The organism is Paenibacillus sp. S150, from assembly GCF_019352175.1.
In the GTDB taxonomy this organism is placed as follows: domain Bacteria; phylum Bacillota; class Bacilli; order Paenibacillales; family Paenibacillaceae; genus Paenibacillus_AQ.
The window spans coordinates 141,179-168,150 of sequence record NZ_JACBYI010000002.1 but is presented as its reverse complement, the minus strand read 5'-3'; the positions used below and the strand labels follow the sequence as shown (position 1 = coordinate 168,150).

The following is a 26,972-nucleotide window of genomic DNA, read 5'->3' as shown; positions in this document are numbered from 1 at the left end:
ATTTGCAGGATACACTCAAAACATCCCTTAAAGATCAAACGGAAATTTACCCCGGGGTTTATAGGGGAGCTGGAGAGGTAGAGAGGCAGCAATAAGGAAGGCTTCTTTCAGGAGATAAAGAGGTGATTACAAAAGACCTTGCTGCACAAAGTCTGGCCAATGAGCAACATCATTGCCATATTGCGAGAGAAACGCCAGTACCCAGCGTTCCAATCCAAAACCAACGCAGCCTGACACTGTAGGCTCCGTTCCCAAAACTTCAAAGCCAAACGAATTCGCAAAAGATACTCCATGCAAATTCAAAGAAGCACAGGCAATCGCAGTTGCCCGCCCCTTCGCTACTTTCAATTCATATTTCACCTTGCTGCGGGTTTGGAGTGCCTTGTATTTTTGCATTTCCGGAATAATAAAGGGGTCTGAGCCCACCTTCATTTCATAATCCAACCCTAACTGCCGCAGGAGCGACAGCAGCTTGCCGGTCAGTTCCTCCCTGAATCCATATACATAGTCCTCGTCACCAATAAAAACGATTTCCCTGACCGTGTAGTCTCGAAGTCTCTCCAGTTCTCCCCAATTGAATCTCCCCTCGTTGCGGAACACGTTTTGCCTGAAGGTATATACCGAATTCTGCGGCAGCGTTGAACCTCTAAGCTCTTCATACAGATGAAAACAGGCCGAAGGTGAAAAAGCATATTGAGGGTGAGTTAGCAGGGAGGTGATATTTCCTTCAACTACATGCTTCTGCAGTGTGTTCACTTCAAGGATCGATTCTCTGACCGAACAGCAGAACATGGCGTACTGAGGCGAAGTGGTCAAGTATTTGGTGCTCGCATAAGTCTCAAGCGGAAGCAGGACAGGAAATTTGCGTAATTGCGGATGATAACCCTCCAGCAACCGGATGAAGCATTCGTCCAGAAATTGATACAGCCTCGCAGCCACTCCATTCAAACTGATTAGTCCCTCACCACATCTGCTTATAAGGTCTGACGCTAACAATTCTTCTTCCGAATAAAATTGCTTCTTCTTTGTTTCGGCATACAACACCTCTTCTTCTGTAAAAGGTACCCTGTTATACGCATCTACAAGTTTGTGAATATTATCGAGCACCCGAACTTCGGCTCCATCCTGAACTGTCAGCTGAATATGCTTGCCCACAAATCGAATGGATAAAATCTCCTCACTGGCAAAACCGACTATTCTCCGCAACTCATCATCCATGACTTGTTCTGCATGAAAGACAATCTGCTGCATAATTATCCACCCCCATTAGAGTTCAATGACTATAACATTTCAAGCAATGAAGCAAATACCACTTCGGCATCATTGATCAGGCTGATATCAGAATATTGGTGGATGCGGGCTGCCGGATCATTGTTGATGGCAATAATTTTACGGCAATTCAAGGTGCCGATCATATGCTGTGTAGCCCCCGATATGCCTACAGCGATGTATAAGTCGGCCTGAATGGAACCGCCGCTTTGTCCAATTTGCTTCTCCTGAGTGAATTCATCTCTCCCCACAAGAGGCTTGGTGCAAAGTAGCGGAATGTTCATTTTGTCCGTGAACCTGCGAATACTAATCAGGGCAGGACTGGAAACACCCCTTCCCACGCCCACTATTATCCGGCTGTTCAACCGTTGCTGTTCAATCCTTGTTCTAGATAAAATAAAAATATTTTCGAGCTCACTCTTGTCCGGCGGATAGACGGTACAGCTCATTCGCTGAGTTAAGCCCCTGTTTTCTTCCCCCTTGGCAGCGGCGCTATTGGGCCGGATCGAGGCCACCTCTGGAAAGGACATAAACGTAATCGTAGACAGCAATGTATCATTATTCGTTGAGCGGGTATAGACCATATGTCCGGACAGCGGATCGTATTCAAGATCAATAGCGCCGGCGATCACACCAGCACCCATCGACGTAGCCAGCCAGGAGGTCATCGTCCTGCCCAGGGTGCTGGAAACCATATAAATAAAATGGGGAGCAATTCGCCGGATTCTGGCCAGAACCTGCTCACAATAATGAAATATCGACATGTCTCCGCCAGTCCCGGCAAGTATGGAATGGACAGTATACGGTCCCGTCTTGTTCACCGTAAAATATAGCTGTTCAGCCATAGTTGCGGGGATGATTACATGAATCTCAGGTTCGTCACTGGAGGGCAGCTTGCCCGTCACATCTTGAACCATTTGTATAAATGCGTCCATGGCAGGCTGGCTATCCATAAGAGAGTCAAAGACGAAGCATGCCTTAGGATACAGCATTTTCTCCCCTCCTCTTACAATTCCATAAGGTTCAGCAGCTTCCGGCACTGCTCCAGAGTGGAACCGGCATAAGTCTCATGATTTTTGTTCATGGCCATATTTTTTCCGGCAACCATTCTTGTCTTAGAGCCCTTTATTCCGCAAGCTTCCGCAGGCAGTCCGATATCCTCATGATTAAGTTGCCGGATCACCTTCTTCCTGGCATTTCTCCTGTCAAACAATGTAATCTCACTCCACTGCTCATGGAAGACAAAGTCCCGGTGAAGCGAGATCACCGCCGGGAAGCGAACACTGACCTTCTCTTCATAATATTCATGGTTTTGTATGCAGACCATATGCTTCTCGTCAACCTCACAAATTTCTACTACTCCGATCACAGCAGGAAGTTGAAGTCTTACTGCCAGTGCGCTTGCCATATGACCTGTTTCTCCCTGAGCGGATTGCATAGAGCACACAATAAGCTGAGCGGGACTAGCATGAGTTTGTATGGCTTTGGCCAGGATGAGCGAGCTGGCATAGGTATCTGAGCCTGCAAAACATTGATCATTCAGTAGATACACGTTATCCGCTCCATATTCATAGCATGCGCTCAGATAGTCAGCCTGCTTGCGGGGAGCCATTGAGAAACAATCAAACTTGATCTGATGGGAGCTTTTCATTTGCTTTCCCAGCTTGACGGGATAAAGGCTATATTCCTGCCTTGACTTCGGGGAATTGTCATCTTCTCCATGCACCCGGTCAGTAGATAAACGAACCAGGGATACCATTCTCATAGTAGTGACAGCTCCTCTCACGAATCCGTACGGATACCCATGAGCTTTGCCAGGATATCCTGTTGAATCTCCGAAGTACCGGAGTAGATTCTAGCAGCCAAGGCATCACGCACCTGCCTTTCCACTCCACTTTCATCACTGTAGCCATAAGCTCCAAAAATCTGCAGCGCATCCAGACTGGTCTTGGCATATGCTTCGCCAATGTGATATTTAAACATTGCAGACTCACGAAAAGTGTTTTTGCCTGCGTCCCGTAATTCCCCAATTTTAGACATCAGCAGCATGCCGAATTCAATAGAAATGCCCATCTGCACGATTTTACTTGAAACTAATTGGTAGGAGCCTATCGTTTTATTGAACTGCCTGCGGGAGTTGACATATGTGATGCAATTCTCCATGATTTTCTGCATCGTTCCCAGGTGGCTTGCAAATACGAATGTGCGTTCCCATTCCATAGCCAGATTGGCGATCATTATCCCGCCGCCTTCAGATCCCAACAACCGCTCCTTAGGCAGAATACAGCCCCGAAGGACCAGTTCCCCCATCGGACAGCCCATAAGGCCCATTTTCTTGATCTCCTTGCCCACTTCCACGCCAATGTCATCCTTATGGACAATAAAGGCGGACAGTGAGTTCAAGCGGCTTGGACCGTCACTTGTTCTCGCCACAACAACAAAGATATCCGCAATCGATGCATTGGAGATGTACAGCTTGCTGCCGTCAAGCACATAATGATTACCGACAAGCCGCGCCTGCATCGTCACACCGGCAGAGTCACTGCCATGATCCGGCTCAGTGATGGCGTAAGAAGCAATTAATGAACCGTCTATGAAGCCTTGGGAATAATCTTCACATTGCCCCGCATTGGCTGCTCTGGGGAATATCCCTTCCGCTATGATTAAATGATTATTGACGGCGAACGTAAACCCGTTATCCATACAACCGTAACCAAGCGCATAGTGTGTAATCAACGAGTCCATGGCTGACTCGGACATTCCCCCATCCTTTTCAGGAATACACATCGCCAACAGACCGAAGTTGGCGCATTTCTCCCATTTCAGGCGGCAAAATGCCGTTTCACCACCGTTCAGCTCCCTTTGGGCAAACTCTTCTATTTGTTGGCATAACCGCTTATGCTCGGCAACCAGGCTCTGATTCATAACAGTCTTCCTTTCCATCTGCTGTGAATTACAGTTCTTCTATTTGACAAGCTCCCGGTCAATCACAGCCGCAATAGCGGAAATCGATTCGAAATGTTTAAGCTCCAAATAGTGGTCTAGGCTGATTTGAAATTGTTCTTCAAGAAATACGATTAATCTTACAATCGTGAGCGAGTCCAGTATGCCGCTGGCGAGCAGGTTGGTATGCTCATTCCATACCTGCTCAGCACTAGCGGCAAGCTCATTTTTCAAATAGTCAGTTATTGTTTGGGTAATATCCATGAATCATCTCTCCCTCATCGTTTGATCATTGGGTACTGCCACTTTTATTCGGACTTCCCTGACTTACTCACTGAACAACTCTGTACTCAGATACCGTTCGCCCGCATCCGGTGCAATGACCAATATATTGCGTCCCGGATATTCTTCCGCAAGTTCCCTAGCAGCAGAGACCGCAGCGCCGGTAGAAATACCTGCGAACAAGCCTTCCTCCCTCGCCAGCCGCCGGGTAATGTCTATCGCTGCCTCGTCTTTGACAGTCATGATACGGTCAAAGCGTTCCGTATGCGTGTTAATTGGGATAAAGCCTGGGCCGATCCCCTGCAATTTATGGGGGCCGGGCTTTCCACCGGATAAGACCGGCGAGCCGGCCGGTTCCACACAAGCGATAATGATGTTTGGATTCAGCTGCTTTAATTTCTCTGCGATTCCGCTTATCGTGCCCCCGCTGCCCACACCTGCGACCAGAATATCAACCTGTCCCTCCATATCATTCCATATTTCCATCGCCGTGATCTCACGGTGAACAGCAGGGTTCTGCGGATTGGCAATCTGATTGGGTAAAAAAGAGCCTGGATTCTCCCGATGTAAGCGTTCTGCCTCCTGAAAAGCCTTGGTCATTCCAAACACGCCTGGAGTCAGCACAACCTCGGCCCCCAAGGCCTTGATATGCTTGATTTTCTCTGTGCTCATCGTGTCCGGAATAACCAGCTTAAGCGGATACCCGCGAGCCGCACAGATGGTAGCCAGCGAGATTCCCAGGTTCCCGCTCGTCGCTTCAATAATCAGCGTATTCTGGAACAGTTGCCCTGACTGCTCCGCATGGCGAATCATCTGAAGCGCAGCCCTGTCCTTGCTGCTGCCTCCCGGGTTAAGAAATTCCAGCTTCATAAAGATCCGCCCCGTTATCTCCGGTGCCAGCTTCTGAAGCCTCACGATGGGCGTATTGCCGATCAGTTCCGTAATATTGTTGTATACCTTCATGAATTTATCTCCTCTTGCACCACAGGGGTGACCGCACCCAGCACTTGCCGCATTTCCTCAATCACAGCTTCCGGATTGGCATCACCGCTCACCAGATTCCCGCTCACCAGAACAGCCGCATCCCGCAGCAATGCTGTAATCTGCTCGATAGAATAACCCTTGCTCATCAAATAGGGGACCCCTTGAAACCCGAAATTCTCATTGGGTATCCATATGGCCTTTTTCACATTCAAAAACAAATGATCTGTCCATACCGAGGCTTGCCGGCTGTCCATCGTCAGATGGCTCCAGTTAAAGTCTTTTCCAGTCAATCCATATCGTGTCTTGTCTTTGTATATCGGCGTACTGGAATCGGCGTACCACAAATTAGCGGTATAGAAAGTAATTCCGGCTGTTTCGATAAATTCCACCGTACTGCGTACCGTCTCTTCCGTCTCCCCCGGGAAGCCCACCAGAAAAAAAGCAAAGCTCATAATCCCGTGCTTGTTCAATAAGTCCAGTCCCCGCTCATAGTCTTTCCTTCTTGCCAACTTGTTCATATTTTCCAGAATACCGTCATCTGCCGACTCAATTCCCAGGAACACGCCCCTGCAGCCGCTCTCTTTCATCAAAATAATCGTTTCTTCATCCGTTTCCTTCAGCCTGAAGTAACAGAACCACTGGAAGTTGAACCGGTTCTCAATCATCATTTTGCACAGATCCTTAAAGCGTTTGTTCGGGACATTAAATGTGTCATCATTAAAAATGATAAATTGTACACCCATTTTCGCAAGCTGCCTTAATTGTCGCTCAATCGTTTCGACAGAGGACATCTGAAAAACTTTATTTTTAATGGGAAAATTACAAAAGGAACAGCGGTACGGGCAGCCTTTACTGGTATTCATAGCGACCACTGAGCCCAAGATCTGTCCTCCCATCGCATCCCAGTCGATACAATAAGAATCCAGTTCCGAATCCATACTCTCCAAGCCGTTGAACAGCGGGGTCCCACCATCCATGATAAAGATGTTTTTGAGACCTGTTACAGGTGTTCCGTCTATAAGTCCCCGGACCAGTTCATGGATTGCCCGTTCGCCCGGGATGTTGATGACATAATAATCAGAACCGATTACACGCATCGATTGATACCATTCCTCCGAGTCCGACGTTGCCCATTTGTTATAGATATATTGGCCGCTTACCACGATTTTCACATCCGGCTGCAGACTGCGGACAAATTTCACGATTTTGAGAAGAGGGAGAGAATTGGAGGATGCTCCAATGCTGATGACAATAACCTTGGGCTCCTGCTCCAGCAGTCTGGAAATCCGCTCTTTTCCACTGTCAAAATGATTGACGCACTCTGTACGCAGACCTTTTTGCGATAAATAATTGCTCAAAAAGATAACAGGATAAAACGGGATTTCATTAATGGTCAAATCCCCCGGGCTGTACCCGCTCAGATGTTCCTCTAAGGGCGACGCTTTGAGATAGGAGAACCATTCATTATAAAAAAAGGAATGCCCGCGATACCTGATATATTGCCGCCTGCAGCAGGTTTGAGATATGGGATCAGATGTGAGCAGGCGTTCCTGTACACTAAATTCGGTGTTGCCGATAACCACGCATTCCAGCGGCATACTCATAGCGAAATCACCCTTCCCCCAGCTGATCCGCCCGTTTGCTTACCCCCATGAAATCCTGATTATATGCGCTCTTGCCCGCCTTGACAGAGGCCAGAAAAGTGGAGAACTCAGCTTGTCTCCATTTATCCTCATACAGAAATTTCTGGATGTTGCCTACCCAGTTTTTCCCCTCATCCGTCAACTGTACATATTCTCCGGCTTTCTCCAGATAGCCTGAAGCGGTTAAGATTTCAATTTTGTCGTGAAAAGCGCTGCGATCCGGAATGTCTTCCAGCTTGATCTTGAGCAGTGTCGGGAATAGGACAAATCTTCTGGTGGCAATCTCCTCTTCCTGCAAACTGAGGCCTGTCTCTACAGGAAGGCTGTTCTCCCCGAGAATCCCGATGTATTGATCTACGGAGCAGACATTCCGGTAAGGCTTGTTGTACAGAAAACTCCGCGCAGAAGCACCAATCCCCAGCATATCGGAGCCCTGCAGGAATCGCTTCAACCCGAAATGGGCTTCCTGCTCGGTTTTGGAATATGTCACGGAGCAGGCATGGTTATAGCTGACACTTTTCATGTAATCACGGATATACTTCACCATGTTGTATTCATTGGTTTTGCTGGGCTTGAGCTGGAAGACCTTTTTTTCGTAGACGGTCTTATAGAACCGGGTGTTCGGATAGATGTTCAGATTGAAAAAATCAAGGTAATGAGGATTCAGCGACACCGCCTGCTCCAAATCGGCTGCTAAGCTGTCCATGGTCTGATCAGGCAAATTATACATCAGGTCAAAGGTATAATTAGCAAAATGCATCTCGTCGAACAATTCAACCAAATGATGTATGTCCTTTAGAGACGGCTTCAACAGCAGTTTTTTACGTATATTCTCGTCAAAGGTCTGGACGCCGAAGCTGATCCTGGACACCTTATGCTCTATATACAGTTCCAGCCTGTTCTTATCGAGCAATGAAGAGATATTGCCCTCGACCGTAATTGATACATCTTCTGCTACTCGCAAGTTATGCTTGACGGCCGACATGATCCGCTCGAAATATTCATATTTCAGACAGGACGGATCTCCTCCGCCAAAATAAATGGAACTTACGTAAGCCTCCGATACATAGCGGGTATCCGCATACAGCCCCAGCTCCTTTTCCACAGACTCCACATACTGGCGCATTATTGCGTCATTATTGCAAGGCTCCTTATAGAATTGACAAAATGAGCAAAAGGATTTGCAAAATGGCACATGGATATACAGCCTCATATCACGGGTAAATGATTGATTCGCTTCAGACAACAAGCCGAAATAATGAGGGTCCTTTTCCACCTGATTGTTGTAGGTGCTCAGCTTCGGATAATCCCAGACGTCGGTCACACGGTTAGAAAAAGTTACACGCTTGGTTTCGTTCACATGCTCCATCTCCCTAAGTTTATTCGTAAGCGATCCGCTCCCGTTACGGGTTATGCACCCGCACTGTTGTATTTGGTAAGTCCGAAATTCCAGAGCAGAATGGCCATTCCACACAGCAGTACAGCAGCGACAGGGCTGCCGAATTGTAAATACGGTCCCAGCAGAAACCCTCCCTCTTGCTTGTTCAAAAAATAGACGGACGGATAGTAGTTCACAAAAGCAAAAGGCAGCACATATGTAAAGACGACCTGAATAAACGGGGTAAACGCCGCGAGCGGAAAATCGATCAACGTTCGGATGCCGTCATACGATGCAATAAAATTTACAATATCCTCATTGTTGATCACCCAGAACCCGGTAGTGCTGATAATGATGAGCAAAGCCCCATGAATAAGAGCTCCGCTGATGATAACCAGTATGAAGAACAGGATCTTCAGAACATTCCACTCCAGATTCAAATGAGCGAGACTGTAGCCCAAAAAAAATACGGCGATGAGCAGCCTGCCTATAAAGGTATATTGAAACTGGCGATAAATAAAAAATTTCAGCGGATGAATCGGCCTCACCAGCAATGTATCAAATGTGCCGGTACGAATCATTTCCCCAAGCCGCACACTGGGAGCCCAAAAGAAAAAACCGCTGATGGCATTGCACAGCCAATTCAAGCTTACGAGAAATAGAATGTCATAATAGCCCCAGCCCTTTACATTGGTGACCTGAGAAAAAATGACCGTCAGAAAAACATAAAAGCCCCCAATGTTAATGATATTGGCTATAATTTCAACGGCTACGGCAAATTTGTACTCCAGCTTGGATTTCATATAAATTTTGATAAAAAGCAGATACAGCTTAAGCTCACTCATGTTATCCTCCTTGCACAACCAGCTTCTTCTGGCCGAAGAACCAAACAGCCCTTACCAGAATGAACAAGACCACCATCCAAACCCACTGGGTTATAAAGGTCTCCCTTATTCCCAGACTGCTCATCTTGCGGGTAAATATCGATAAGGGAGCAAAATAAATCGTTTTGAAGGGCAGCGCATCTGAAAGCTTTAGAAAAAAAGGCGAGAAGAACCAGAGGGGAATCCATGCTCCCGAGAAAATTTTGATAATTCCGCTCAAGATCGTATCAATGGGGCCGGTTTGCACTACCCAGAACGCAATAATACTGCAGAGAAAACTGAGTAGAAAAAAGATAACAAACCCATCCAGCAAAGCCATGAGAAAAAACACGAGTGTTACCAGTGAATCCACCCTCAGGTGAAAAAACAATATGCCGAACAACAACAGCGGGAATCCCTGAATTACACAGGAAACAAGTGAAGCGGCAACCGTCTCGGTAAAGGTATACGTCAAAAAGCTGTAAGGCCTGATTAGATAAAGAGCGATATCGCCGCTGTTGATTTTGTCGTTCACCGATTTCAGGGAGGTCGTCTGAACCACAATAAATATGAAATGGCTGACTACCGTGTAGGCAATCATATCGTTCAATGTGATCAAACCATAATCGGTAGAGATCTTTTTGGCAAAGTCATAGCCGTATACAATCTTCCATATCTCAATCTGAACAATCATGAAAATGAGCCGGTTGATCATTTTCAAAATACTGTTGCTCCGATAAGAGAAGGTCACTTTGAAAGTGTTCACAAAAAACGAAAAGTAAAAGGCCATCGCCGTATCCTCCAAAATCTGAAGCTATGTGACATATATTTGCTTAATGATATCCTCCAGACTGGTTTCCTTAATCAAGATATCCACCACATCGAAATGGCTCAGGATCTCGCTGATAATCGTGACCTTCTGGTGAAGCTGCGGATTATAGATCACGGTCAGGAGTTCATTTGTGCAGCTGATTTGCACCGTATCGCCCAGCAAACCGGCTTCTATGCCGCCGGGGGACAGATTGCGGCAGGTAAACAGGATGGTTGCCTGAGTACTATAGTCCTTCTTCAATTTCTCAAGATTGCCTTGATAAATCAGTTTGCCCTTCTCAATAATCATGACCTTATTGCACAAGTCCTCGATATCCACCAGATCATGAGAGGTGATGATAAACGTTGTATTGAATTCTTTGTTAATATATTTCACGAAGTTCCGCATGTTCTCTTTGTTGATAATATCCAAGCCAATGGTAGGCTCATCCAGAAAAATAACCTTCGGGTTATGCAGCATAGCCGCGCATAAATCCGCACACATCCGTTGACCCAGACTGAGTTGTCTAACTGGTTTATGTATATAAGAGTCCATACTGAAAATTTGACAAAAGAGATCCATCCTCTTCTTGAAATCAGCATCACTGATTTTATAGAGCTTTTGGAACAGGATAAAGGTGTCGATAACCGGGATATCCCACCACAGCTGTGTGCGCTGGCCGAAAACAACACCGATATTCTTAGCATTGCTCTTCTTGTTCTTGTAAGGCTCTATATCCTGCACCCATGCCTTCCCGGAGGTTGGATACAAAATACCGGACAGCATTTTGATGGTTGTAGACTTCCCGGCACCATTCCTTCCAATGAACCCGACGATATCCCCGTCATCGATCTCAAAATCTATATCGTCCACGGCATTTACCCACTGATACTCCGGGCTGAGCAGGGATCGAACCCGTCTCATAAATCCTTTGCTTCTTATTTTCACCTTGAACTTTTTGGTTAACCCGGACACCTGGATAGTCATACATTCACCTTCAACATTTCAGTTTAGCATCATACCCGCTTTTTACACTTCAGAAGCAGATCCGGCACAAACTATAACAAGGTTGCACCGGATCCGTTCTGGGTTAAGTATGATTACCAGCTAGTAGCTTCCATGAATATCACCTCCAGATGAAATAATCATTCTTATTTTTCTATTTTTTCTTTAATTTACCATTAACATTTTATGCTTTTCATCTGCACAGTCTATACCTTTGGAGCATTGTAACGCATTATCCATATTTACATTGGATTACAGTGCTACAGCATTGCTTTAGCAATATTCAATGCTTCAAGTTCATGCGCTCTCGCTTCCTGGAATTTATTCATCATCCGGTCAAACAGCAAGCTGCGGTTCGTTGCATAGATCGTTTTTAATGCCATATTGGAAATAACCTTCCAGCTTTGTCCGCTTTCCGTATAAGCTTCTATCAATTTATGTAACTCATTATTATATGGAATTCCCTCTTTCAAAAATTCACAATAAAGATATCTGCTATTGGCCACAAACGTAATGAAATGATGGATCTGGGACAGGACTTCATCGTCGATTACCGCCGGGGTTTGACGTACCCTTTCCAAATCGGAGAGTAAGGCATCCATTGCATCCAGACCACTCAGCGCATGTGATTCTCCCGTATATGCGAGAAAGCCTTCCTGCCCACTGAGCAATTGGACATTATGCCGCAGCACATCGAAAAAGGCCTTTTCTCCCACTTGGGAGCTTGCCTCACGGCAGTTTAGCCATCGCGCCTTATAACTGCCCCCCCGGTTATGCAGCTTTTCATGGTCAAGACAGGCGGCCGCTTGCAGAACTTCAAGGCGGATCTCACCTTTTACCTGATGATGATCATCCAGAAATTGAAATTCTCCGTCGCAGTAATTTAATAAGGTAAGACAATGCTTGACATGATTTCTTCGGTAGCTGATATGATAGGGCAGTTCGTACGCATCCGTGAATACAATAACCGGCTGATCCTCGTCCAGCAGATGAATCACCTTATCCATGAGTTCTATAGCGTCGCGGCTGTCATGCAAGCTAAGCTCAATTCCGTGAATAATGCGTAATTCTTCCTGAATTGAAGTATCCCTTGGACTAAGTGCTCCTATGCGATTAGTCGTATTTCGATCATAAAATAAGCCGCACATTTTCCAAACAGACAGAAACTTGGCAAACCCCTGGTGATCCAGTATGTTGTTCAAAGCCATGATGTAACAGTTCTCACCGGGAAGTGGATCTTGTCTAATATCCATGTCAATCATGAACATCCGCCCCTTCAAAGGTCAGAGAGAAAAGATGCATGCACATATTATCCGGCAGAGAAATTTCATCGAACACTATGGGCTGCCGGAAGCGGACAGATTGCAGCCATAAAACGGGCTTTACGGTCTCAATCACCTGTTGGCCTGCACATAAAGCACTGCACCGGTAAGCCTCATGCTCATTGTATGCAGGAACTCCCGCAACCCAATTGCTAAGTTCAAGCTTGTACTGGCCAACCGGACTCTTCTTAAGATAAAACTTTAGATATTCACTAAAGGAACCATTGTCAGAAGAGCCCAGCACGTGTAAAGCGGAATACATATCCGGAAGGACCTCGACGCTCTGACCCGCAAATTCAATATTATTGCTGCGGCCCTTGGCATTGTATAAAAAAAAAGGAATGCCTTTGACATTCACTATGTTGTCCTCCCGGTGAGGGAACTGATCCCCGGGATAACTCGACCCGAAGCCCGTAAAATTTCCATATATATCCGGATAGCTAAAGCCAATGTTATTAAAATGACTCTTTAACTCCACCGTAGAGTAGCGCACGCTTTGTCTCCTTCCTAAATAATTTCTATTAGTATAGTCCTTTATTTTCATTGGATCAGGTATATTTTTCCTTTTATTTCAAAAGAATCTCTGTTAAAATGTAAAATTATTCAAAAAAAGGATTATCCCTTCACATCAAATGATGATTGAGGAATAATCCTTTCGAGTTAGAGCGGAGGAGCAACTTCCTCCACTGGCCCAGCATCCCCTTCGGGGCTGGTGATAACGCCGCTGTCGTTGCCTGCATTGTCCGAACCTTCAGTAGCTGGTGGAGGTTCCACCACTGGAGGAGTTGGCTGGGCCGTCATCTCCGGCTGCGTTCCCGGGCTACTGCCCTGACCGGAATTGCCGGGGCCGCTGTTCCCTCCGCCATTGTTGCCGTTATTTCCGCCTCCGGTGCCGTTATCTCCGCCATTATCAGGTGTTGGTGTCGGAAGATTGGGATCAATCGTCGCTTCCGGCTCCTGTGTCGGCGGCTCGTCTTGAACCTCAACGGTTACGGCAGCGGAAGGCTCGCTCTCCACATCCAATTCGGGATAATAAGCCGTAACATAATATTCATAGGCCAGTCCAGGCATCGCGCTGATATCCCCGACACTGGCCGAGACTGTATTCAGCAGCGGGCTGAACTCTGCTTCCGAGGTCTCCCGGCGGTAGATCCGGTATTCCACGCCTTCGGCTGCTGCAGGCTCCCAGCTCAGGTTAACCGTCATCGTCGCAGCATCATAGGCTGCGTTCAGACCGCTGACAGGCTGCGCCGCTTCCGGCGTTGCCGTGGGTTCCGGCTCGCTTGCGCCGTCAGGCTGCGGGAACGATCTGGCCGGCACGCCCTCCAGCGCTTCCTCCATTACCTTGCCCCAGAATGCCGCTGCCAGCGGGCTGCTGTTCTTGAGCAGATGGGTTTTGCTTGGCTTGTCATAGCCCATCCAGACTGCAGCGGTCCATTCCGGCGTGTATCCGACAAACCAGACATCACGGTTTGAGCTGATGCCCTCGTAGCCGCTTTGCGTTGTACCCGTTTTGCCGGCTACAGGACGGTTGATCTTGGCTTTTTTACCGGTGCCGTCTTCTACAACATTCTGCATCATTTCAGTCATTTGATACGCGGTATCCGCGCTCATGACCCGTTCAGCATTTGTATTTGCTTTGTAGACGGTGTCTCCGCCGCTGTTGACGATCGATTTGATCGAATAAGCCTCGCGCAGCTCGCCGCCATTGGCAAAGGCGCTGTAAGCCTGGGCCATTTCCAGCGTATTCGTGCCCTGGCTCATACCTCCAAGCGCCAGCGAGAGGTTTTTGTCCTCATCCTTCAGATCAATCCCCAGCTTTTTGGCGAATTGGAAGCCGGTATTCACACCAATTTCGTTCAGCAGCCATACGGCCGGAATATTCTCGGACTTCGTCAAGGCATCGGTCATGCTGATCGTTCTAGAATAGCCGTGCAGATTGTTCGGGCAGTAGGTGCCGAAGCACTGCTTTTCATTGCTGAGCATGGAATCGTTCGTAAATTTCCCGGACTCGAGCGCAGGCGCGTAGGCAACCAGCGGTTTAAAGGCTGAACCTGGCGAGCGGCGGCTGCCGTCCACGCGGCTGTAGCCTTTTTTCTCATAATTGCGTCCGCCGAGCAGCGCCACAATACTGCCATTCTCCTGGTTGATGATCGTCATCGAGCCCTGCACCAGCTCATCGTCGGCGCTCTTCTCAAAATTGTCACTGTCGGCAAAGGCGTTTTCCACCGTCTCCTGGGCATGTTTGTCCATGGTCGTATAGATTTTGTATCCGCCGATATTCAGATCATCCTCGGACAAGCCGAACTTTTCTTCCGCCTCATCAATTGCATAATCAATAAAGGCCTGGTAACGCTGCTTGCTCTCCGGCGGCTTATAATTGTAATCCACCGCCTTGGCTTCGTCCATCTGCTCCTTGGTAATGTAGCCCTGCTCATACATCAGCTGGAGGACCACTCCGCGCCGTTCCTTCGAGAGATCGGGGTTGCGCAGCGGGTTGTAGCGGGAAGGCCCCTTCGGCATTGCGGCAAGAGTGGCCATCTCCCAGAGTTCCAGCTTGTTGAGATCATCTTCGCCAAAATAACGGATGGATGCCGCTTTGATTCCATAAATCGTGCCGCCAAAGTTGATGCGGTTCAAATACATCGTGATAATCTCATCTTTGGTGTTCTCATTCTCCAAAGCTACGGCAATAGATACTTCAGTCGCTTTGCGGAAGAAGGTCTTGTCCCGGGTCAGGAAGATATTCTTCGCCAGCTGCTGGGTAATCGTACTGCCGCCTTCCACCATGCTGCGCGCCGCAATATCCTTCACTGCCGCCCGGCCGATCGACCAGAAATCGACACCGCTGTGCTCAAAGAAGCGCTTATCCTCGGTAGCCACAAAGGCATCGATCAGCAGTTGCGGAATATCCTTGTGCTCCACGGGCTCGCTCTTCTCCAGCGCCAGCTCGCCGATCAAATTCGCGTTGCGGTCATAAATCTTGGTGGTCTCATTAACGGATAATTTGTCCTGGTTCTCACTCAGCAGCTTCTGGCCGTTCAGCATGATGAACAGGTAGCCGCCCATCGCGCAAAAAATCGCCAGCGCCGTGGCAAAAAACAGCGTCCACAGCACACGCTTCTTGGTAAGAAATCTCTTCTTTTTCTTGGGCTTCCCCTTGGAACTCGAATTCGATGCACTTGTTCCTCTGTCTCTATTGCGGTTCGTCCTGGATATTTCGTCTCTGGACATGTTGCCTCCTGACTCCCTCTCGGAAATATCATGTAGTTGAGTGCACGAATGAAAAGAACAACCTTCGCAGGTTGCTCTCTCGCACTCTCTATTCAAACGATTTATAAACAAAAAGGTTTCGCTTTGAGACTCTAAAATCTTATTCTTCGCTTACATTGTCCTGCATGAGCGATACGCTGCGCTGCGGTGTAAAGGTGGAAATCGCATGCTTGTACACCATCTGCTGGCGTCCGTCGCTGTCGATGACAATGGTGAAGTTGTCGAAGGCTTTGATGATTCCCCGGATTTGAAAGCCGTTGGTCAAATATACTGTAGCAGGGATATTCTCTTTACGCAGTTGGTTCAAGAACGTATCTTGGATGTTAATGGACTTGTTCATATGACGTACCCCCAATGGTTCAATTAGATTGTTCAGAAGTATATTCTAGACCTGAGAGAAACTTTCCTGTTATTATAGCACGTATTTTCGCAAAATTCTCTGAAAAGTTTTGTCTCTCGTCGACGTCGATCCACTGAATCTCCTTCATGTGGCGAAACCATGACAACTGTCTTTTGGCAAACCGGCGGGTATCGCGTTTGAGCAGCGTCACAGCTTCGTCCAGCGTCATTTCACCCGCGAGATAAGCGGCAATTTCCTTGTAGCCCAGCCCCTGCATGGACACAAGACTTCTGCTGTAGCCGTGTTGCAGCAGTCCTTCTACCTCAGCGACGAGTCCGTCCGCCAGCATCTGATCAATTCGGTCTTCAATACGTTTATATAGTATTTTCCGGTCCATTGTCAAACCGATCAGGCACAGCTCATAAGGGGACTCTTTCTTTTGACCCTCATGGGAGGCTGAAAGCGTGACCTTCGTCTGATGATGAATTTCCAGCGCACGGATGATTCGCCGGCGGTCATTGGGGTGCAGCCGCGCTGCGCTTGCCGGGTCCACCGCAGCCAGCCGGGCATGCAGCGCTTCGGCTCCATATGCTTCTGCATAAGCATCCTGCTCGCTGCGGAACGCTTCATCCGCCACAGCTTCCGAGAAGCGGAAGCCGTAGCACAGCGACTCGATGTAGAGACCCGTTCCGCCTACTATAAAAGGAAGCTTGCCCCTGCCGCTGATTTCTTCGATCAGCCCTGCGCCCTGCTCCTGAAATTCAGCTGCGGAATAAGGCTCCTGCGGATCATGGATGTCGATCAGATGATGGGGGATTCCCTTCATTTCCCCAGGCGTGATCTTGGCTGTTCCGATATCCATCCCCCGGTAGACCTGCATCGAGTCTCCGGAGATAATCTCTGCGTTATAGGCTCCCGCAAGTTCAAGGCTGAGCCGGGTTTTACCGACTGCAGTCGGGCCAAGCAGCACCAGAACCTTGCGTTTTGTCTCAGTTATCAATGGATATCACCCCGTACGATGTTTTGGCGCTGGCCCGCAGCAGCTCGGTAAAGCCAAGCCGGGAGAATTCGCCGCTCAAGGCTTTTTCTTTCAAAAGGACGGTTTTGCGGGCCACTCTGACCGCTTCAAGAACGCTCTCCGGCGACAAGGCAGCCGGATTCGCGAACCGGCGCAGCGGTGATATCGCCGCCGAATCTGTCAACGGCACACGGAACATCGGGTCAAAATAGACGATATCGATACTGTCGTCCGGCTGCTCCCGCAGGTAAGCCAGATGGTCGCTGTGCACCACACGCACGCGGCGCAGCGCCTCGTTGACCCTCTCCTGTCCGGAAGTATAGTGGCCCATGCCTTCAAGAAGCAGAGCATACAGCGGCAGGGAGCTCTCAAGCGCAGTGACCACGGATTGCCCGCCCCCGTACACCGCAAACAGCAGGGAATCGCTGCCGAGACCTGCCGTGCAGTCCAGCACACTGTCGCCCGGCGCCATTGCAGCTGCCTCCAGCATGGGATCATGCCCGCCCCGGATAATCCGTTTGGCCCGGACAAAGCCCATGCTGGGGTGGAATTCCAGCGGCGGCATGTCCGGTGTAATCAGCCGTACTGCCTCCTGGAGGACTACCAGAATCTCCCCGTCTCCGTATCGCTCGACCATCTTGGCCATGGATAACTTGCCTCTCGGCGCGTAGCCCGTTCCCGTCCGTTCTGCAAGTCTCCCAGCCCGCATTGCAATCTCCGGCACCGGGTTAAAGCCCGTAGTTATAATCATGCTGCCTCCGTTCCTGCTCACAACTCAATTTTCAATTACATCACACGCTTGAAGAGCTTCTCCAAATCATAGGAGGAGAAGGATATCACAATCGGCCGTCCATGCGGGCAGGTATAGGGCTGACGGCAGGCGGCGAGGCGGGAGAGCAGCGACTCCACTTCATGCTCGGTCAGCTTCTGGTTAGCCTTAATGGAAGCCTTGCAGGAGCAGAGAATCGATGATTTCTCGCGCAGCTTCGCCAGGTCGATCGACCGCTCGCTCAGCACCCATTCCGCCATCTCCTCAATGACAGCCTTCTCATCCCCTTCCGGGAACCAGTATGGCAGGGAGCGGACCAGGAAGGTCTGTCCGCCAAAATGCTCAAGATACACTCCAGCCTGCTGAAACCAGTGCAGCCGCTCGCTGAGCTGGCGGCTCTCTGAAGGCGTAAACTCCAGGGTAATCGGCAGCAGCAGCTCCTGGGAGGCGTCCTCGGGACGTCCGAATTTTTCATAATAATATTCGTAGTTCACCCGTTCATGCGCCGCATGCTGGTCAATCAGATACAGCCCGCTGTCATTCTGGGCGATAATATAGGTTCCATGGTGCTGGCCGATGTAGTTCAGCTCCGGGAATTGAGGGAGTCCGGCATCCTCAGTGCCGGCAGGAGCATACAGCTCCTCTGCTGACGGCATCTGTCCCCGCGCGGGATAGGCTGAAGCCGGCTGGCGGTAGCTGCCCGCCGAATCCTCACGCGGACGGACGACAGCTTGCGGGCTGCTGCCACCACTGTAAGCCGCCGCCGTCTCCCGTGCCTGGGAGCTCGCGCCGGAGCCGTTGTCATAACGGGCGCCCGCTCCGTCCGCAGAACCGCCGGACAGCGGCGCGGCGCTGCCGCCCTCCCGGGCACCAGCCACGTGTGGCCGCAGGCCGTTGAGCGAGCCTTCGGAACGGGGCCGGCTGCCATCCTTTTCCCCGCCGGCAGGTTCTACACCGCCCGGCGCGGATGCAGGCCCGCTGCGCGGATCTGCGGAGTCCTGCGCACTCCGGCTGCCTGAACCTTCCTGGGGGGGCGGCGGAACCGCTCCTTTGGGAAAGGCAAACTGCTCTTGAATAAACGAACTGCTGCCCTTGGCGCCGATCATCTCCTTGCCCGGCCGGGGAATGAGGGTCTGTCCAAGCAGCACCTTGCGGATTTCCTGCTCAACAAAGGCATAAAGCTCAGCCTCCTTGCTGAAGCGAACCTCCAGCTTTGCCGGATGAACGTTGACGTCCACAAGAGAGGGATGCATCTCAAGCTGCAGCACCAGCAGCGGATAGCGGTTAATCGGCAGCAGCGTATGATAAGCCCGCATGATTGCCGCATTCAGCCCGTTGCTGCGGATGTAACGCCCGCCAACAATCGTAGTGACCGCATTGCGGTTCGATCTTGTCCATTCCGGGCGGCTGACATAGCCGGTGATCCGGTAATCCGGGTCTTCCGCCGCAATCGGCAGCATCGCTTTGGCGGCAGAGGTGCCATATACAGCGGCAATGACCTGCAGCAGATCCCCGTTGCCGAGCGTATGCAGCAGTTGGTTGCCGTTATGATGCAGGGTGAAGGAGATCGACGGGTGCGCCAGCGCCATCCGGTACATGGCGTCGGAGATATGCCCCAGCTCGGTCTGGACGCTTTTCATATATTTCAGCCTTGCCGGCGTGTTGTAAAATAATTCCCGCACCGCAAGATCGCTGCCCCTGCCTGCCGGCCCGTCCTCATTCCTGATCAGCTTGCCGCCTTCAATGTCCAGCGCTCTGCCCTTGCCGTCATCATTGCTTGAGGTCAGCAAGGACAGCTTGGAGACTGAAGCGATACTGGGCAAGGCTTCCCCGCGGAAGCCGAGGCTGGTGATTTGAAACAGATCCCTCCCGTTCAGAATTTTGCTCGTCGCATGGCGGTAGAAGGCCATTTCGCAATCTTCGGGGTCAATCCCCGAGCCGTTGTCCTTCACCCGGATGCTCTGCAGTCCGCCCTCCTCCACCGACACTTCAATGCGGGTGCTGCCGGCATCGATGGCGTTCTCCACAAGCTCCTTAACGACCGAAGCGGGCCGCTCCACTACTTCCCCGGCAGCGATCTGGTTGGCAATTTGCTCGTCGAGCACATGAATTTTGGCCATGTTCATTTCACCTCGCGGTTAGGTTATATTGCCTTGCTGAAGACAATGGATTTCCAGTATATGCAGGCTGTAAAAAATGGACTGTGAGAATTAGATTTGAAAATCAGATTTAAGAATTAGACTTGAGAATTAGACTTGAGAATTAGACTTGAAAATTAGACTTGAAAATCAGATTTAAGAATTAGACTAAAGGAACTGGACTGTAACTCGACTGGGCTTTACTGGGCTGAATTGACCTGGACTGGACTGAAAGAATACAAATTAGAAATGGCCTGCCCTTTAATGTCGGAACGCCTAGGAGTCTGTCTGACGAAACACTTTTCGCGAATAATTATTCCAGCATGACTGAATAATCATGTCTTTGAATGCATGGATTGGACATTATTGCATAAATATTCGCCGATTTTATTCCGTCGGACAGACTCCTTAGTTGAACTTCACATACGTTCTTTCCCCGCTAATCGAGTCCTAAAGGAAACAAGGTGGTCTATCACAAAGTACGGGAGTTCAAAAATGACTACTGGATAAAGGCTGCCAGACCCGCAGATTAAAGAGCCAAAGAGAACCGTTTCCCGGACTTGAGTTACGGAAGCCCTGCCGCAGCCTTTCGTAAACAGAGATGCTAAGTGGATTTTGTGTACACCTAATTCTCCGGGATTCATGCCACAACAGGATTAGTGGGATTTTGTACACCTAATTCTCCGGGATTCATGCCAGAACGGAATAGCGGGATTTTGTATACCTAATTCTCCGGGATTCATGCCACAACAGGATTAGTGGGATTTAGTACACCTAATTCTCCGGGATTCATGCCACAACAGGATTAGTGGGATTTTGTACACCTAATTCGGGGATTTTCGGCGGTTAATCGCTAATTTGATCGAATTAGTGTTACTTTTTCCACTTCATGCTGCCAAGGGGGCTGAAAAGCTTCATTTAGTGTTACTTTTTCCACTTAGGACCTGGTGCAGCGGTATCGTCAGCAATGAACCCTGCAGCAATCAGGTTTTGGCTTGTCCCTCTCTGCCCCCATGATTTTCAAGACGGCATGTTTTAAGCAGTGACTCTATCACCAATGTAAGTACCTTTTAGGCGCTGCACCGTCTTCCTTCCACGCTGGTTCCGGCTTTGGCAGGCTGTAGACGACAAACACCCGGAAATCAGCGCGAGCCGCAGGACGAAAAAAGAACACCTACCTGTCGGACCTGCAGAAATGCCTCTCCATGATGGTAAATCATTCAATGTTTTGCTCCTGTCACAAGAGTACAGGATGAAGGCCCGCCACGATCCGCGGTTCATAAACCCAAGTGAGGTTCGCACCCCGCACTTAGTTACTGAGCCAAAAGGTAAATAAAAGTGCTTCGGTCCATTCGCCTGTCCTGTTAACCACAAAAGCCATGGGAGACGCGCCCTTTCAGGGGACATTGGAAGAATTTGTGCCTCTGCTGTGTGAACCGTTTGGCTTTCCCCTTGGTAACAAACATGGAAAGGAATTTGGGCGAAGCTATAGCTACTATCCGCCGCCTGCTCTGCTCCAACAACGGCATTATTGCCGTTATTTCGGAGCAATCCGGCTTGGTTGGCTTCAAAAACGGCATTTCTGCCGTTATTTCAGAGCAATCTAGCCTGGCGGGCTCCTAACAACGGCATTTCTACCGTTATTTCGGAGCAATCCGGCCATGCGGGCTCCAACAACGGCATTTCTGCCGTTATTTCAGAGCAATCTAGCCTGGCGGGCTCCTAACAACGGCATTTCTACCGTTATTTCAGAGCAATCCGGCCATGCGGGCTCCAACAACGGCATTTCTGCCGTTATTTCCGGTCAAGTATCTGGCTTTATTTTAGCCCCTTGGTAACATGGGGAAGGAACTTCTGCAACACTGCACTAGTCAGAGCACCAGTTTCTTGTCAGAGTGTCTACCGCTACAGGGTACCGGTTGCTGCTGGCTAGTGCTACTCGGTATGGGTTGCTGATTACCGGCTATTGCTACTGCTACTTCTCACTGCTACTGCTTACTGCTACTTCTACTGCTTACTGCTCTTCTACTGCTTACTGCCCACTGCTACCGCTTACTGCCCACCACTACTGCTTACTGCTACTGCTACTGCTTACTGCTCTTCTACTGCTTACTGCTCTTCTACTGCTTACTGCTCTTCTACTGCTTACTGCTACTTCTACTGCTTACTGCTCTTCTACTGCTTACTGCTACTTCTACTGCTTACTGCTCTTCTACTGCTTACTGCTACTTCTACTGCTTACTGCTCTTCTACTGCTTACTGCCCACTGCTACCGCTTACTGCCCACCACTACTGCTTACTGCCCACTGCTACCGCTTACTGCCCACCACTACTGCTTACTGCCCACCACTACTGCTTACTGCCCACTGCTACCGCTTACTGCCCACCACTACTGCTTACTGCCCACTGCTACTGCTTACTGCTACTGCTACTTCTACTGCTTACTGAACACTGCTACTGGGTGCTGTCAGTATATGATACCAGATATTTGTATTTAATATATTTACTGTTTACTGTATTTAATCGCTACGGGTTTAATTCCCCCTCAGCTTGCTGCGGGGAGAATTCATTGAAGTTAAAAAGCTTTTTTAGCTCTATATTCAAAGCTATTATAGATGTATTTAGTAGAGATTCAAACAACGAAAACGCTGATTCACAAAAAATTGTTGTTTATTATGAGTGTAGGATGCAATGAGATCCATTTCGGAGTACGAGCAGGACCTTTTAGTTGCATAAAAAACAGCTAAAAACCTGGACACGAATCTGAATGCGCCAGTAAAAATATTCGCCAATGCTGAAACTCCTTGACCGGCGGCTAGCGGCTTGGCCAACTGCTGAAACTCCCTGGCCAAGCCGCTAAAGCTCCTTGGCCTTCTGCTTCAGCTCGTTGAGCAGGCCCATTGCCTGCAGCGGTGTCATGTTCATCAGATCTGCGCCCTGAACGGCGGAAATCAGCTCCTTGAGCACAGGGTTGTCTTTGACTGGCGCCGCCGTCCCGCCTTTGCGGCTCTTGCGCGGCTCTTCCTCCCCAAAGATGGAGAGCTGCACAACCTCATTCTCCTCTTCCAATGCGGAAGAAGCCAGCGCGGCTGCCGCTTCAAGCTGAGCTGCTCCAACTACAGCAGCGGCTGTCCGGCCTGAAGCCGTCCCGCCGCTGCCCGGAGAAGAACCCGCTTCGTCCGCAACCCCCGGGCCTCCCGGCGCATCAGGCTGCAAAGGCAATGCCTGGCTCTCCTGGATGCCTTGCCCTGCATGTTCATTATAGCCTGAGCCATAGTTCAGTGAAACCGCGCCTGGAGGAGCCGCCTGTTCAATGCTCTGCAGCAGCCCGTAGGCGCGGTCAATAATGCCTTCCGGCAGGCCTGCCAGCCGGGCGCAATAAATCCCGTAGCTGCTGTCTGCCGCCCCGGGGACAAGCTTCCGCAGGAAGTTTACTTTGTCGCCGCTTTCCTGAACGGCCATCGAATAGTTGCGCAGCCCCGCGAGGCTCTGCTCCAGATGGGCCAGCTCATGAAAATGCGTCGAAACCAGGGCTTTGCAGGCGATGGTGTCATGCACATATTCGATCACCGCCTGTGCGATCGCCATTCCTTCGCTCGTTGAGGTGCCCCGTCCAAGCTCGTCGATGATGATCAGGCTGCGGGCTGTGGCTTTTTCGGTCATGACCTGGATATCGGCCATTTCCACCATGAAGGTGCTCTGTCCGCCGATAAGGTCATCCGCCGCACCGATCCGCGTAAAGATGCGGTCAATTAGCGGCACCTCCGCGCTGCCGGCCGGTACGAAGCAGCCGATCTGGGCCAGGATGCAGATCAGGGCGACCTGGCGCATATAGGTGCTTTTTCCCGCCATGTTGGGCCCGGTAATCAGGAGAATATTGCCTTCCTCCTTACTGAGCGTGCTGCCGTTGGCAATAAAGGCCGCGTCCTTCAGCACCGCCTCCACAACCGGGTGGCGTCCGCCCTCCAGCCGCAGATCATAGCCGTCGGACAGCTTCGGCTTCACAAAACGGTGCTCGGCGCTGACCGCCGCGAGACACTGGTACACATCGATTTCCGCCACTTTTTCGGCAAGCGCCTGGAGGCGGGGAATCTGTGCGCTGATCCGGTCGCGCAGCTCTATGAACAGGCTGTACTCCAGATCGGTCATCTTGTCCTGGGCTTCCAGGATCAGAGCCTCCTTCTCCTTCAGCTCCGGTGTAACGAAGCGCTCGGCGTTCGCCAGCGTCTGCTTGCGCTCATAGCGTCCTTCCGGCAGGGAAGAAAGATTGGAACGGGTAATTTCAATATAATAGCCAAAGATTTTGTTATAGCCGATCTTCAGGGATTTGATGCCTGTCGCCCGGCGTTCCTTCGCCTCCAGCTCCGCAATCCAGCGTTTGCCGCTGCTGCTGGCCTCCCGCAGCTCATCCAGACGCTCATGGTAGCCTGTCCGGATAATTCCTCCGTCACGCACCGATACCGGAGCCTCTTCAACAATCGCCCGGTCGATATCCTCGCGCAGCTCCGCGCATTCATCCATGGCGGCACCAATCTCGCGGAGAGTGGCCGAACCGGAAGCCAGACACATTTCCTTCAGTGCTGGAATCTGCGCCAGCGACAGCTTCAGCGCATTCATGTCCCGTCCGTTGGCGCTGCCGAAGGCAATCCGTCCAACCAGCCGCTCCAGATCGTAAATTTCCTTCAGTGCCCCGCGCAGATCCTCGCGCACAATGAACTGGTTGTACAAATAATCGACAGCCTCCAGCCGCCGTTCAATCGGCGCGCGCTGCAGCAGCGGCTTGTCGATTCTGCGGCGCAGCAGACGGCCGCCCATCGAGGTTTCGGTGCGGTCGAGCAGCCAGAGCAGCGAGCCTTTTTTGGAGCGCTCACGCACGGTTTCGGTCAGCTCCAGATTGCGCCGGGTGAACGGATCAAGGATCATATAGTTGCCCGGCTCATACGGCGAAATCTGGCTCAGCTGGCCGAGGGAGCGCCGCTGGGTTTCGCTCAGATAGGAAATCAGCAGCGCCAGGCACCGGCCGCGCTCCTTCTCCAGACGCACCCAAGCCGCCTCGCCGAACTGGCGGCGGGCCATTTCCTCTTCGCGTTTCTCCCACGGTGTGTAGACGACCGGCTTCGCGAGCAGCGGGGCCTCGCTCCGCAGCATGTCCAGCAGCGCCGCATCCCCGATAATCTCGGCCGGCTCATAGATGCCTATCTCATCGCGCAGCCATTCGGCACCCGAGAGCACGGAAGTAACGTACAGCTCGCCCGTGGTCAAATCGCAGGCAGCGAGCGCCATCATCCCGTCCTCCTCGGTCACGCAAACGAGGTAATTGTTGTTTTTGTCGGAGATGATTTTGCCGTCCATCACCGTGCCCGGAGTCACTACGCGGACAATGTCGCGCCGGACCATGCCTTTCGTAACGGCCGGATCATCCAGCTGTTCGCAGATGGCGACCTTGTAGCCCTTCTCAATCAGGCGCTGTATGTATCCTTCTGCGGCATGGTAAGGCACTCCGCACATGGGAATGCGCTCGTCGCCTCCGCCCTCGCGGCCCGTTAATGTAATCTCAAGCTCCTTGGAGGCCAGGATCGCATCCTCAAAGAACATTTCATAGAAATCGCCCAGACGGAAGAAAAGGAATGCGTCCTTTGCTCCCTCCTTCACTTTTAAATATTGCTGTATCATCGGCGTATAATTTGCCATCGTCAACCTCCATGCCTACTTCATACTGTTCTCTATTATAGCAGAAACTTGCCCGGCAAGGTCACCCCGTGCGTGCACTTTACATCATGCGCCTCTGCTGCGCAGCCGGAATCCCTTATTGTCCTTCCAACCGGTGAATCTGAGGTAAACATGGGGAATAGCTGCTTGGCAAGGAATGAAGTTATAGGCTTTTAAGTCCAAATGGAGTAAAATCACCGGTACGCCTGCAAATTATAATTTGGTGTACACAATAGAAGCGTGGTGAAAAAGTGTCCGGAGAGCCGATAGGGAGCCCAAACAGCGGGTAGAAACCCCTACCCGGCCGTAGGCCGCGACAAAATCACCACTCTTTTAGAAAACTGAGAGAGCAAGGGGGAGTGGCCGAATGATCCGCAAACTGGGCGAGGCCGACCGCGAGCCGCTGATGGCGCTGCTGCGCAAGGACCCGGCATTGAATTTGTATATTATCGGAGATGTGGAGAACTTTGGGTTTGAACAGGACTTCATGGAGCTCTGGGGAGAGATTTGCGGGAGGGATGGCCGGTTAAAAGCTGTTTTACTGCGGTTTTACGGGAGCTTCCTGCCTTATGCCGACGGTCCATTTGATGCGGCCGGATTTGCCGGGCTGATGAAGGCAAGCCGGGGCTTCGAAACGGTGTCGGGCTCCGCGGAAGCGGTGAAGGCTGTGGCCCGGCATCTAAACGTCCGCACAGAGAAGCATATGCATTTTGCAGAGCTGCGGGAGCCGAATGACACTCTGCTCTCAGCCGCAGCATCCGCGCAAGCCATAAAAAAAGCAACGCCAGCGGACGTGGATGACATCTGCTCGCTCACCGACCAAATTGCGGAATTCTCAAGCAGCGCGGACGCTTCGCGCAAAAGCCTGCGAAAAACGCTGGAGACGGGCACCGGACGGACCTATTATATGGAGCATAATGGCCAAGTCATCTCCACTGCCTCCACAGCGGCGGAAAATTCAATGTCGGCGATGATAATCGCCGTAGCCACACATCCCGCTTACAGGGGGCAGGGACTGGCGGGCCGGGTGGCCGCCCGTCTAAGCGCCGATATGCTGGCGGAAGGCAAAAGCCTATGCCTGTTCTACGACAATCCGCAGGCCGGCCTGATCTACCGGAAGCTCGGATATCAGGATATCGGCTGCTGGTCGATGCTCTACATGTGATTGTCCGTAAGCTCCGGGGCTGGAGTACAGGACCGGCCAGACATTTAAGCGGCAGGCGGT

21 protein-coding genes are annotated in these 26,972 nt (G+C 50.5%); 2 read left to right on the top strand and 19 right to left on the bottom strand.

The features are described from left to right. Positions 1-126: 126 nt before the first annotated feature. The 18 genes from HYD27_RS03275 to mutL all read right to left on the bottom strand — a co-directional run bounded on the left by HYD27_RS03275 (position 127) and on the right by mutL (position 20,020). The gene (locus tag HYD27_RS03275) at positions 127-1,251 is read right to left on the bottom strand and encodes a class-II aminoacyl-tRNA synthetase family protein (protein WP_219211460.1); all 1,125 of its coding nucleotides are present in this window, start codon (positions 1,249-1,251) and stop codon (positions 127-129) included. Between the two features lie 29 nt (positions 1,252-1,280). Further along, positions 1,281-2,261 (bottom strand): electron transfer flavoprotein subunit alpha/FixB family protein, encoded by a 981-nt coding sequence (locus HYD27_RS03270; protein WP_219211459.1) that lies wholly within the window; start codon positions 2,259-2,261, stop codon positions 1,281-1,283. 14 nt (positions 2,262-2,275) lie between these two features. Next, a complete protein-coding gene (locus HYD27_RS03265; protein WP_219211458.1) occupies positions 2,276-3,034 on the bottom strand; it encodes an electron transfer flavoprotein subunit beta/FixA family protein in 759 nt (252 codons plus the stop codon). Between the two features lie 17 nt (positions 3,035-3,051). Continuing rightward, positions 3,052-4,194: an acyl-CoA dehydrogenase family protein gene (locus HYD27_RS03260; RefSeq protein ID WP_219211457.1), complete on the bottom strand. Its 1,143-nt coding sequence runs from the start codon at positions 4,192-4,194 to the stop codon at positions 3,052-3,054. A gap of 39 nt (positions 4,195-4,233) precedes the next feature. Next, complete coding sequence (locus tag HYD27_RS03255; protein ID WP_219211456.1) at positions 4,234-4,476, bottom strand: acyl carrier protein; 243 nt, start codon at positions 4,474-4,476, stop codon at positions 4,234-4,236. Between the two features lie 63 nt (positions 4,477-4,539). Continuing rightward, positions 4,540-5,457 (bottom strand): cysteine synthase A, encoded by a 918-nt coding sequence (gene cysK / locus HYD27_RS03250; RefSeq protein WP_219211455.1) that lies wholly within the window; start codon positions 5,455-5,457, stop codon positions 4,540-4,542. Beyond that, entirely contained in the window at positions 5,454-7,082 is a 1,629-nt protein-coding gene (locus HYD27_RS03245) for a radical SAM protein (RefSeq protein WP_219211454.1), read from the bottom strand. Before HYD27_RS03245 ends, cysK begins: the two co-directional genes overlap by 4 nt. 7 nt (positions 7,083-7,089) lie before the next feature. Then, positions 7,090-8,481 carry a coproporphyrinogen-III oxidase family protein gene (locus tag HYD27_RS03240; RefSeq protein WP_219211453.1) on the bottom strand — a complete coding sequence of 464 codons (1,392 nt, stop codon included), beginning with the start codon at positions 8,479-8,481 and terminating at the stop codon, positions 7,090-7,092. A 50-nt stretch (positions 8,482-8,531) separates the two neighbouring features. After that, positions 8,532-9,344 (bottom strand): ABC transporter permease, encoded by an 813-nt coding sequence (locus HYD27_RS03235; RefSeq protein ID WP_219211452.1) that lies wholly within the window; start codon positions 9,342-9,344, stop codon positions 8,532-8,534. A 1-nt stretch (position 9,345) separates the two neighbouring features. Continuing rightward, on the bottom strand, positions 9,346-10,152 hold the full coding sequence (locus HYD27_RS03230; protein ID WP_219211450.1) for an ABC transporter permease: 807 nt from the start codon (positions 10,150-10,152) through the stop codon (positions 9,346-9,348). A gap of 24 nt (positions 10,153-10,176) precedes the next feature. Continuing rightward, positions 10,177-11,097, bottom strand: coding sequence for an ABC transporter ATP-binding protein (locus tag HYD27_RS03225; protein WP_219211448.1), 921 nt, complete (start codon positions 11,095-11,097; stop codon positions 10,177-10,179). A 341-nt stretch (positions 11,098-11,438) separates the two neighbouring features. Then, complete coding sequence (locus tag HYD27_RS03220; RefSeq protein WP_219211439.1) at positions 11,439-12,440, bottom strand: BtrH N-terminal domain-containing protein; 1,002 nt, start codon at positions 12,438-12,440, stop codon at positions 11,439-11,441. Then, positions 12,433-13,044 carry a hypothetical protein gene (locus HYD27_RS03215; protein WP_219211437.1) on the bottom strand — a complete coding sequence of 204 codons (612 nt, stop codon included), beginning with the start codon at positions 13,042-13,044 and terminating at the stop codon, positions 12,433-12,435. The genes HYD27_RS03220 and HYD27_RS03215 overlap by 8 nt, the downstream gene beginning before the upstream one ends. A gap of 116 nt (positions 13,045-13,160) precedes the next feature. Next, positions 13,161-15,734, bottom strand: a complete 2,574-nt coding sequence (locus HYD27_RS03210; RefSeq protein WP_219211435.1) for a transglycosylase domain-containing protein — start codon at positions 15,732-15,734, stop codon at positions 13,161-13,163. A 139-nt stretch (positions 15,735-15,873) separates the two neighbouring features. Further along, complete coding sequence (gene hfq, locus HYD27_RS03205; RefSeq protein WP_219211434.1) at positions 15,874-16,113, bottom strand: RNA chaperone Hfq; 240 nt, start codon at positions 16,111-16,113, stop codon at positions 15,874-15,876. A 19-nt stretch (positions 16,114-16,132) separates the two neighbouring features. Beyond that, positions 16,133-17,113 carry a tRNA (adenosine(37)-N6)-dimethylallyltransferase MiaA gene (miaA, locus tag HYD27_RS03200; protein ID WP_219211432.1) on the bottom strand — a complete coding sequence of 327 codons (981 nt, stop codon included), beginning with the start codon at positions 17,111-17,113 and terminating at the stop codon, positions 16,133-16,135. After that, positions 17,103-17,882 (bottom strand): class I SAM-dependent methyltransferase, encoded by a 780-nt coding sequence (locus HYD27_RS03195; protein ID WP_219211430.1) that lies wholly within the window; start codon positions 17,880-17,882, stop codon positions 17,103-17,105. The genes miaA and HYD27_RS03195 overlap by 11 nt, the downstream gene beginning before the upstream one ends. Positions 17,883-17,917: 35 nt before the next feature. After that, on the bottom strand, positions 17,918-20,020 hold the full coding sequence (gene mutL / locus HYD27_RS03190) for a DNA mismatch repair endonuclease MutL (RefSeq protein ID WP_219211428.1): 2,103 nt from the start codon (positions 20,018-20,020) through the stop codon (positions 17,918-17,920). Positions 20,021-21,502: 1,482 nt separating this feature from the next. Here mutL and HYD27_RS03185 point away from each other — a divergent pair. Next, positions 21,503-21,661 (top strand): hypothetical protein, encoded by a 159-nt coding sequence (locus HYD27_RS03185; RefSeq protein ID WP_219211426.1) that lies wholly within the window; start codon positions 21,503-21,505, stop codon positions 21,659-21,661. Between the two features lie 1,233 nt (positions 21,662-22,894). Here HYD27_RS03185 and mutS read toward each other — a convergent pair. Continuing rightward, a complete protein-coding gene (mutS, locus tag HYD27_RS03180) occupies positions 22,895-25,729 on the bottom strand; it encodes a DNA mismatch repair protein MutS (protein ID WP_219211424.1) in 2,835 nt (944 codons plus the stop codon). A 385-nt stretch (positions 25,730-26,114) separates the two neighbouring features. Between mutS and HYD27_RS03175 the strand changes: the two genes are divergently transcribed. Next, a complete protein-coding gene (locus tag HYD27_RS03175; protein ID WP_219211422.1) occupies positions 26,115-26,912 on the top strand; it encodes a GNAT family N-acetyltransferase in 798 nt (265 codons plus the stop codon). Positions 26,913-26,972 lie beyond the last annotated feature (60 nt).

What these genes read in the sequence shown, in the direction of transcription:
- HYD27_RS03185 (WP_219211426.1), top strand. Translation starts at nt 21,503, where the DNA reads ATGGAAAGGAATTTGGGCGAAGCTATAGCTACTATCCGCCGCCTGCTC.
- HYD27_RS03210 (WP_219211435.1), bottom strand. Translation starts at nt 15,734, where the DNA reads ATGTCCAGAGACGAAATATCCAGGACGAACCGCAATAGAGACAGAGGA.
- HYD27_RS03230 (WP_219211450.1), bottom strand. Translation starts at nt 10,152, where the DNA reads ATGGCCTTTTACTTTTCGTTTTTTGTGAACACTTTCAAAGTGACCTTC.
- cysK (WP_219211455.1), bottom strand. Translation starts at nt 5,457, where the DNA reads ATGAAGGTATACAACAATATTACGGAACTGATCGGCAATACGCCCATC.
- HYD27_RS03215 (WP_219211437.1), bottom strand. Translation starts at nt 13,044, where the DNA reads ATGAAAATAAAGGACTATACTAATAGAAATTATTTAGGAAGGAGACAA.
- HYD27_RS03255 (WP_219211456.1), bottom strand. Translation starts at nt 4,476, where the DNA reads ATGGATATTACCCAAACAATAACTGACTATTTGAAAAATGAGCTTGCC.
- HYD27_RS03235 (WP_219211452.1), bottom strand. Translation starts at nt 9,344, where the DNA reads ATGAGTGAGCTTAAGCTGTATCTGCTTTTTATCAAAATTTATATGAAA.
- mutS (WP_219211424.1), bottom strand. Translation starts at nt 25,729, where the DNA reads ATGGCAAATTATACGCCGATGATACAGCAATATTTAAAAGTGAAGGAG.
- hfq (WP_219211434.1), bottom strand. Translation starts at nt 16,113, where the DNA reads ATGAACAAGTCCATTAACATCCAAGATACGTTCTTGAACCAACTGCGT.
- HYD27_RS03175 (WP_219211422.1), top strand. Translation starts at nt 26,115, where the DNA reads ATGATCCGCAAACTGGGCGAGGCCGACCGCGAGCCGCTGATGGCGCTG.
- HYD27_RS03265 (WP_219211458.1), bottom strand. Translation starts at nt 3,034, where the DNA reads ATGAGAATGGTATCCCTGGTTCGTTTATCTACTGACCGGGTGCATGGA.
- HYD27_RS03225 (WP_219211448.1), bottom strand. Translation starts at nt 11,097, where the DNA reads ATGAGACGGGTTCGATCCCTGCTCAGCCCGGAGTATCAGTGGGTAAAT.
- HYD27_RS03195 (WP_219211430.1), bottom strand. Translation starts at nt 17,882, where the DNA reads ATGATTATAACTACGGGCTTTAACCCGGTGCCGGAGATTGCAATGCGG.
- HYD27_RS03245 (WP_219211454.1), bottom strand. Translation starts at nt 7,082, where the DNA reads ATGAGTATGCCGCTGGAATGCGTGGTTATCGGCAACACCGAATTTAGT.
- mutL (WP_219211428.1), bottom strand. Translation starts at nt 20,020, where the DNA reads ATGGCCAAAATTCATGTGCTCGACGAGCAAATTGCCAACCAGATCGCT.
- HYD27_RS03275 (WP_219211460.1), bottom strand. Translation starts at nt 1,251, where the DNA reads ATGCAGCAGATTGTCTTTCATGCAGAACAAGTCATGGATGATGAGTTG.
- HYD27_RS03220 (WP_219211439.1), bottom strand. Translation starts at nt 12,440, where the DNA reads ATGATTGACATGGATATTAGACAAGATCCACTTCCCGGTGAGAACTGT.
- HYD27_RS03260 (WP_219211457.1), bottom strand. Translation starts at nt 4,194, where the DNA reads ATGAATCAGAGCCTGGTTGCCGAGCATAAGCGGTTATGCCAACAAATA.
- HYD27_RS03270 (WP_219211459.1), bottom strand. Translation starts at nt 2,261, where the DNA reads ATGCTGTATCCTAAGGCATGCTTCGTCTTTGACTCTCTTATGGATAGC.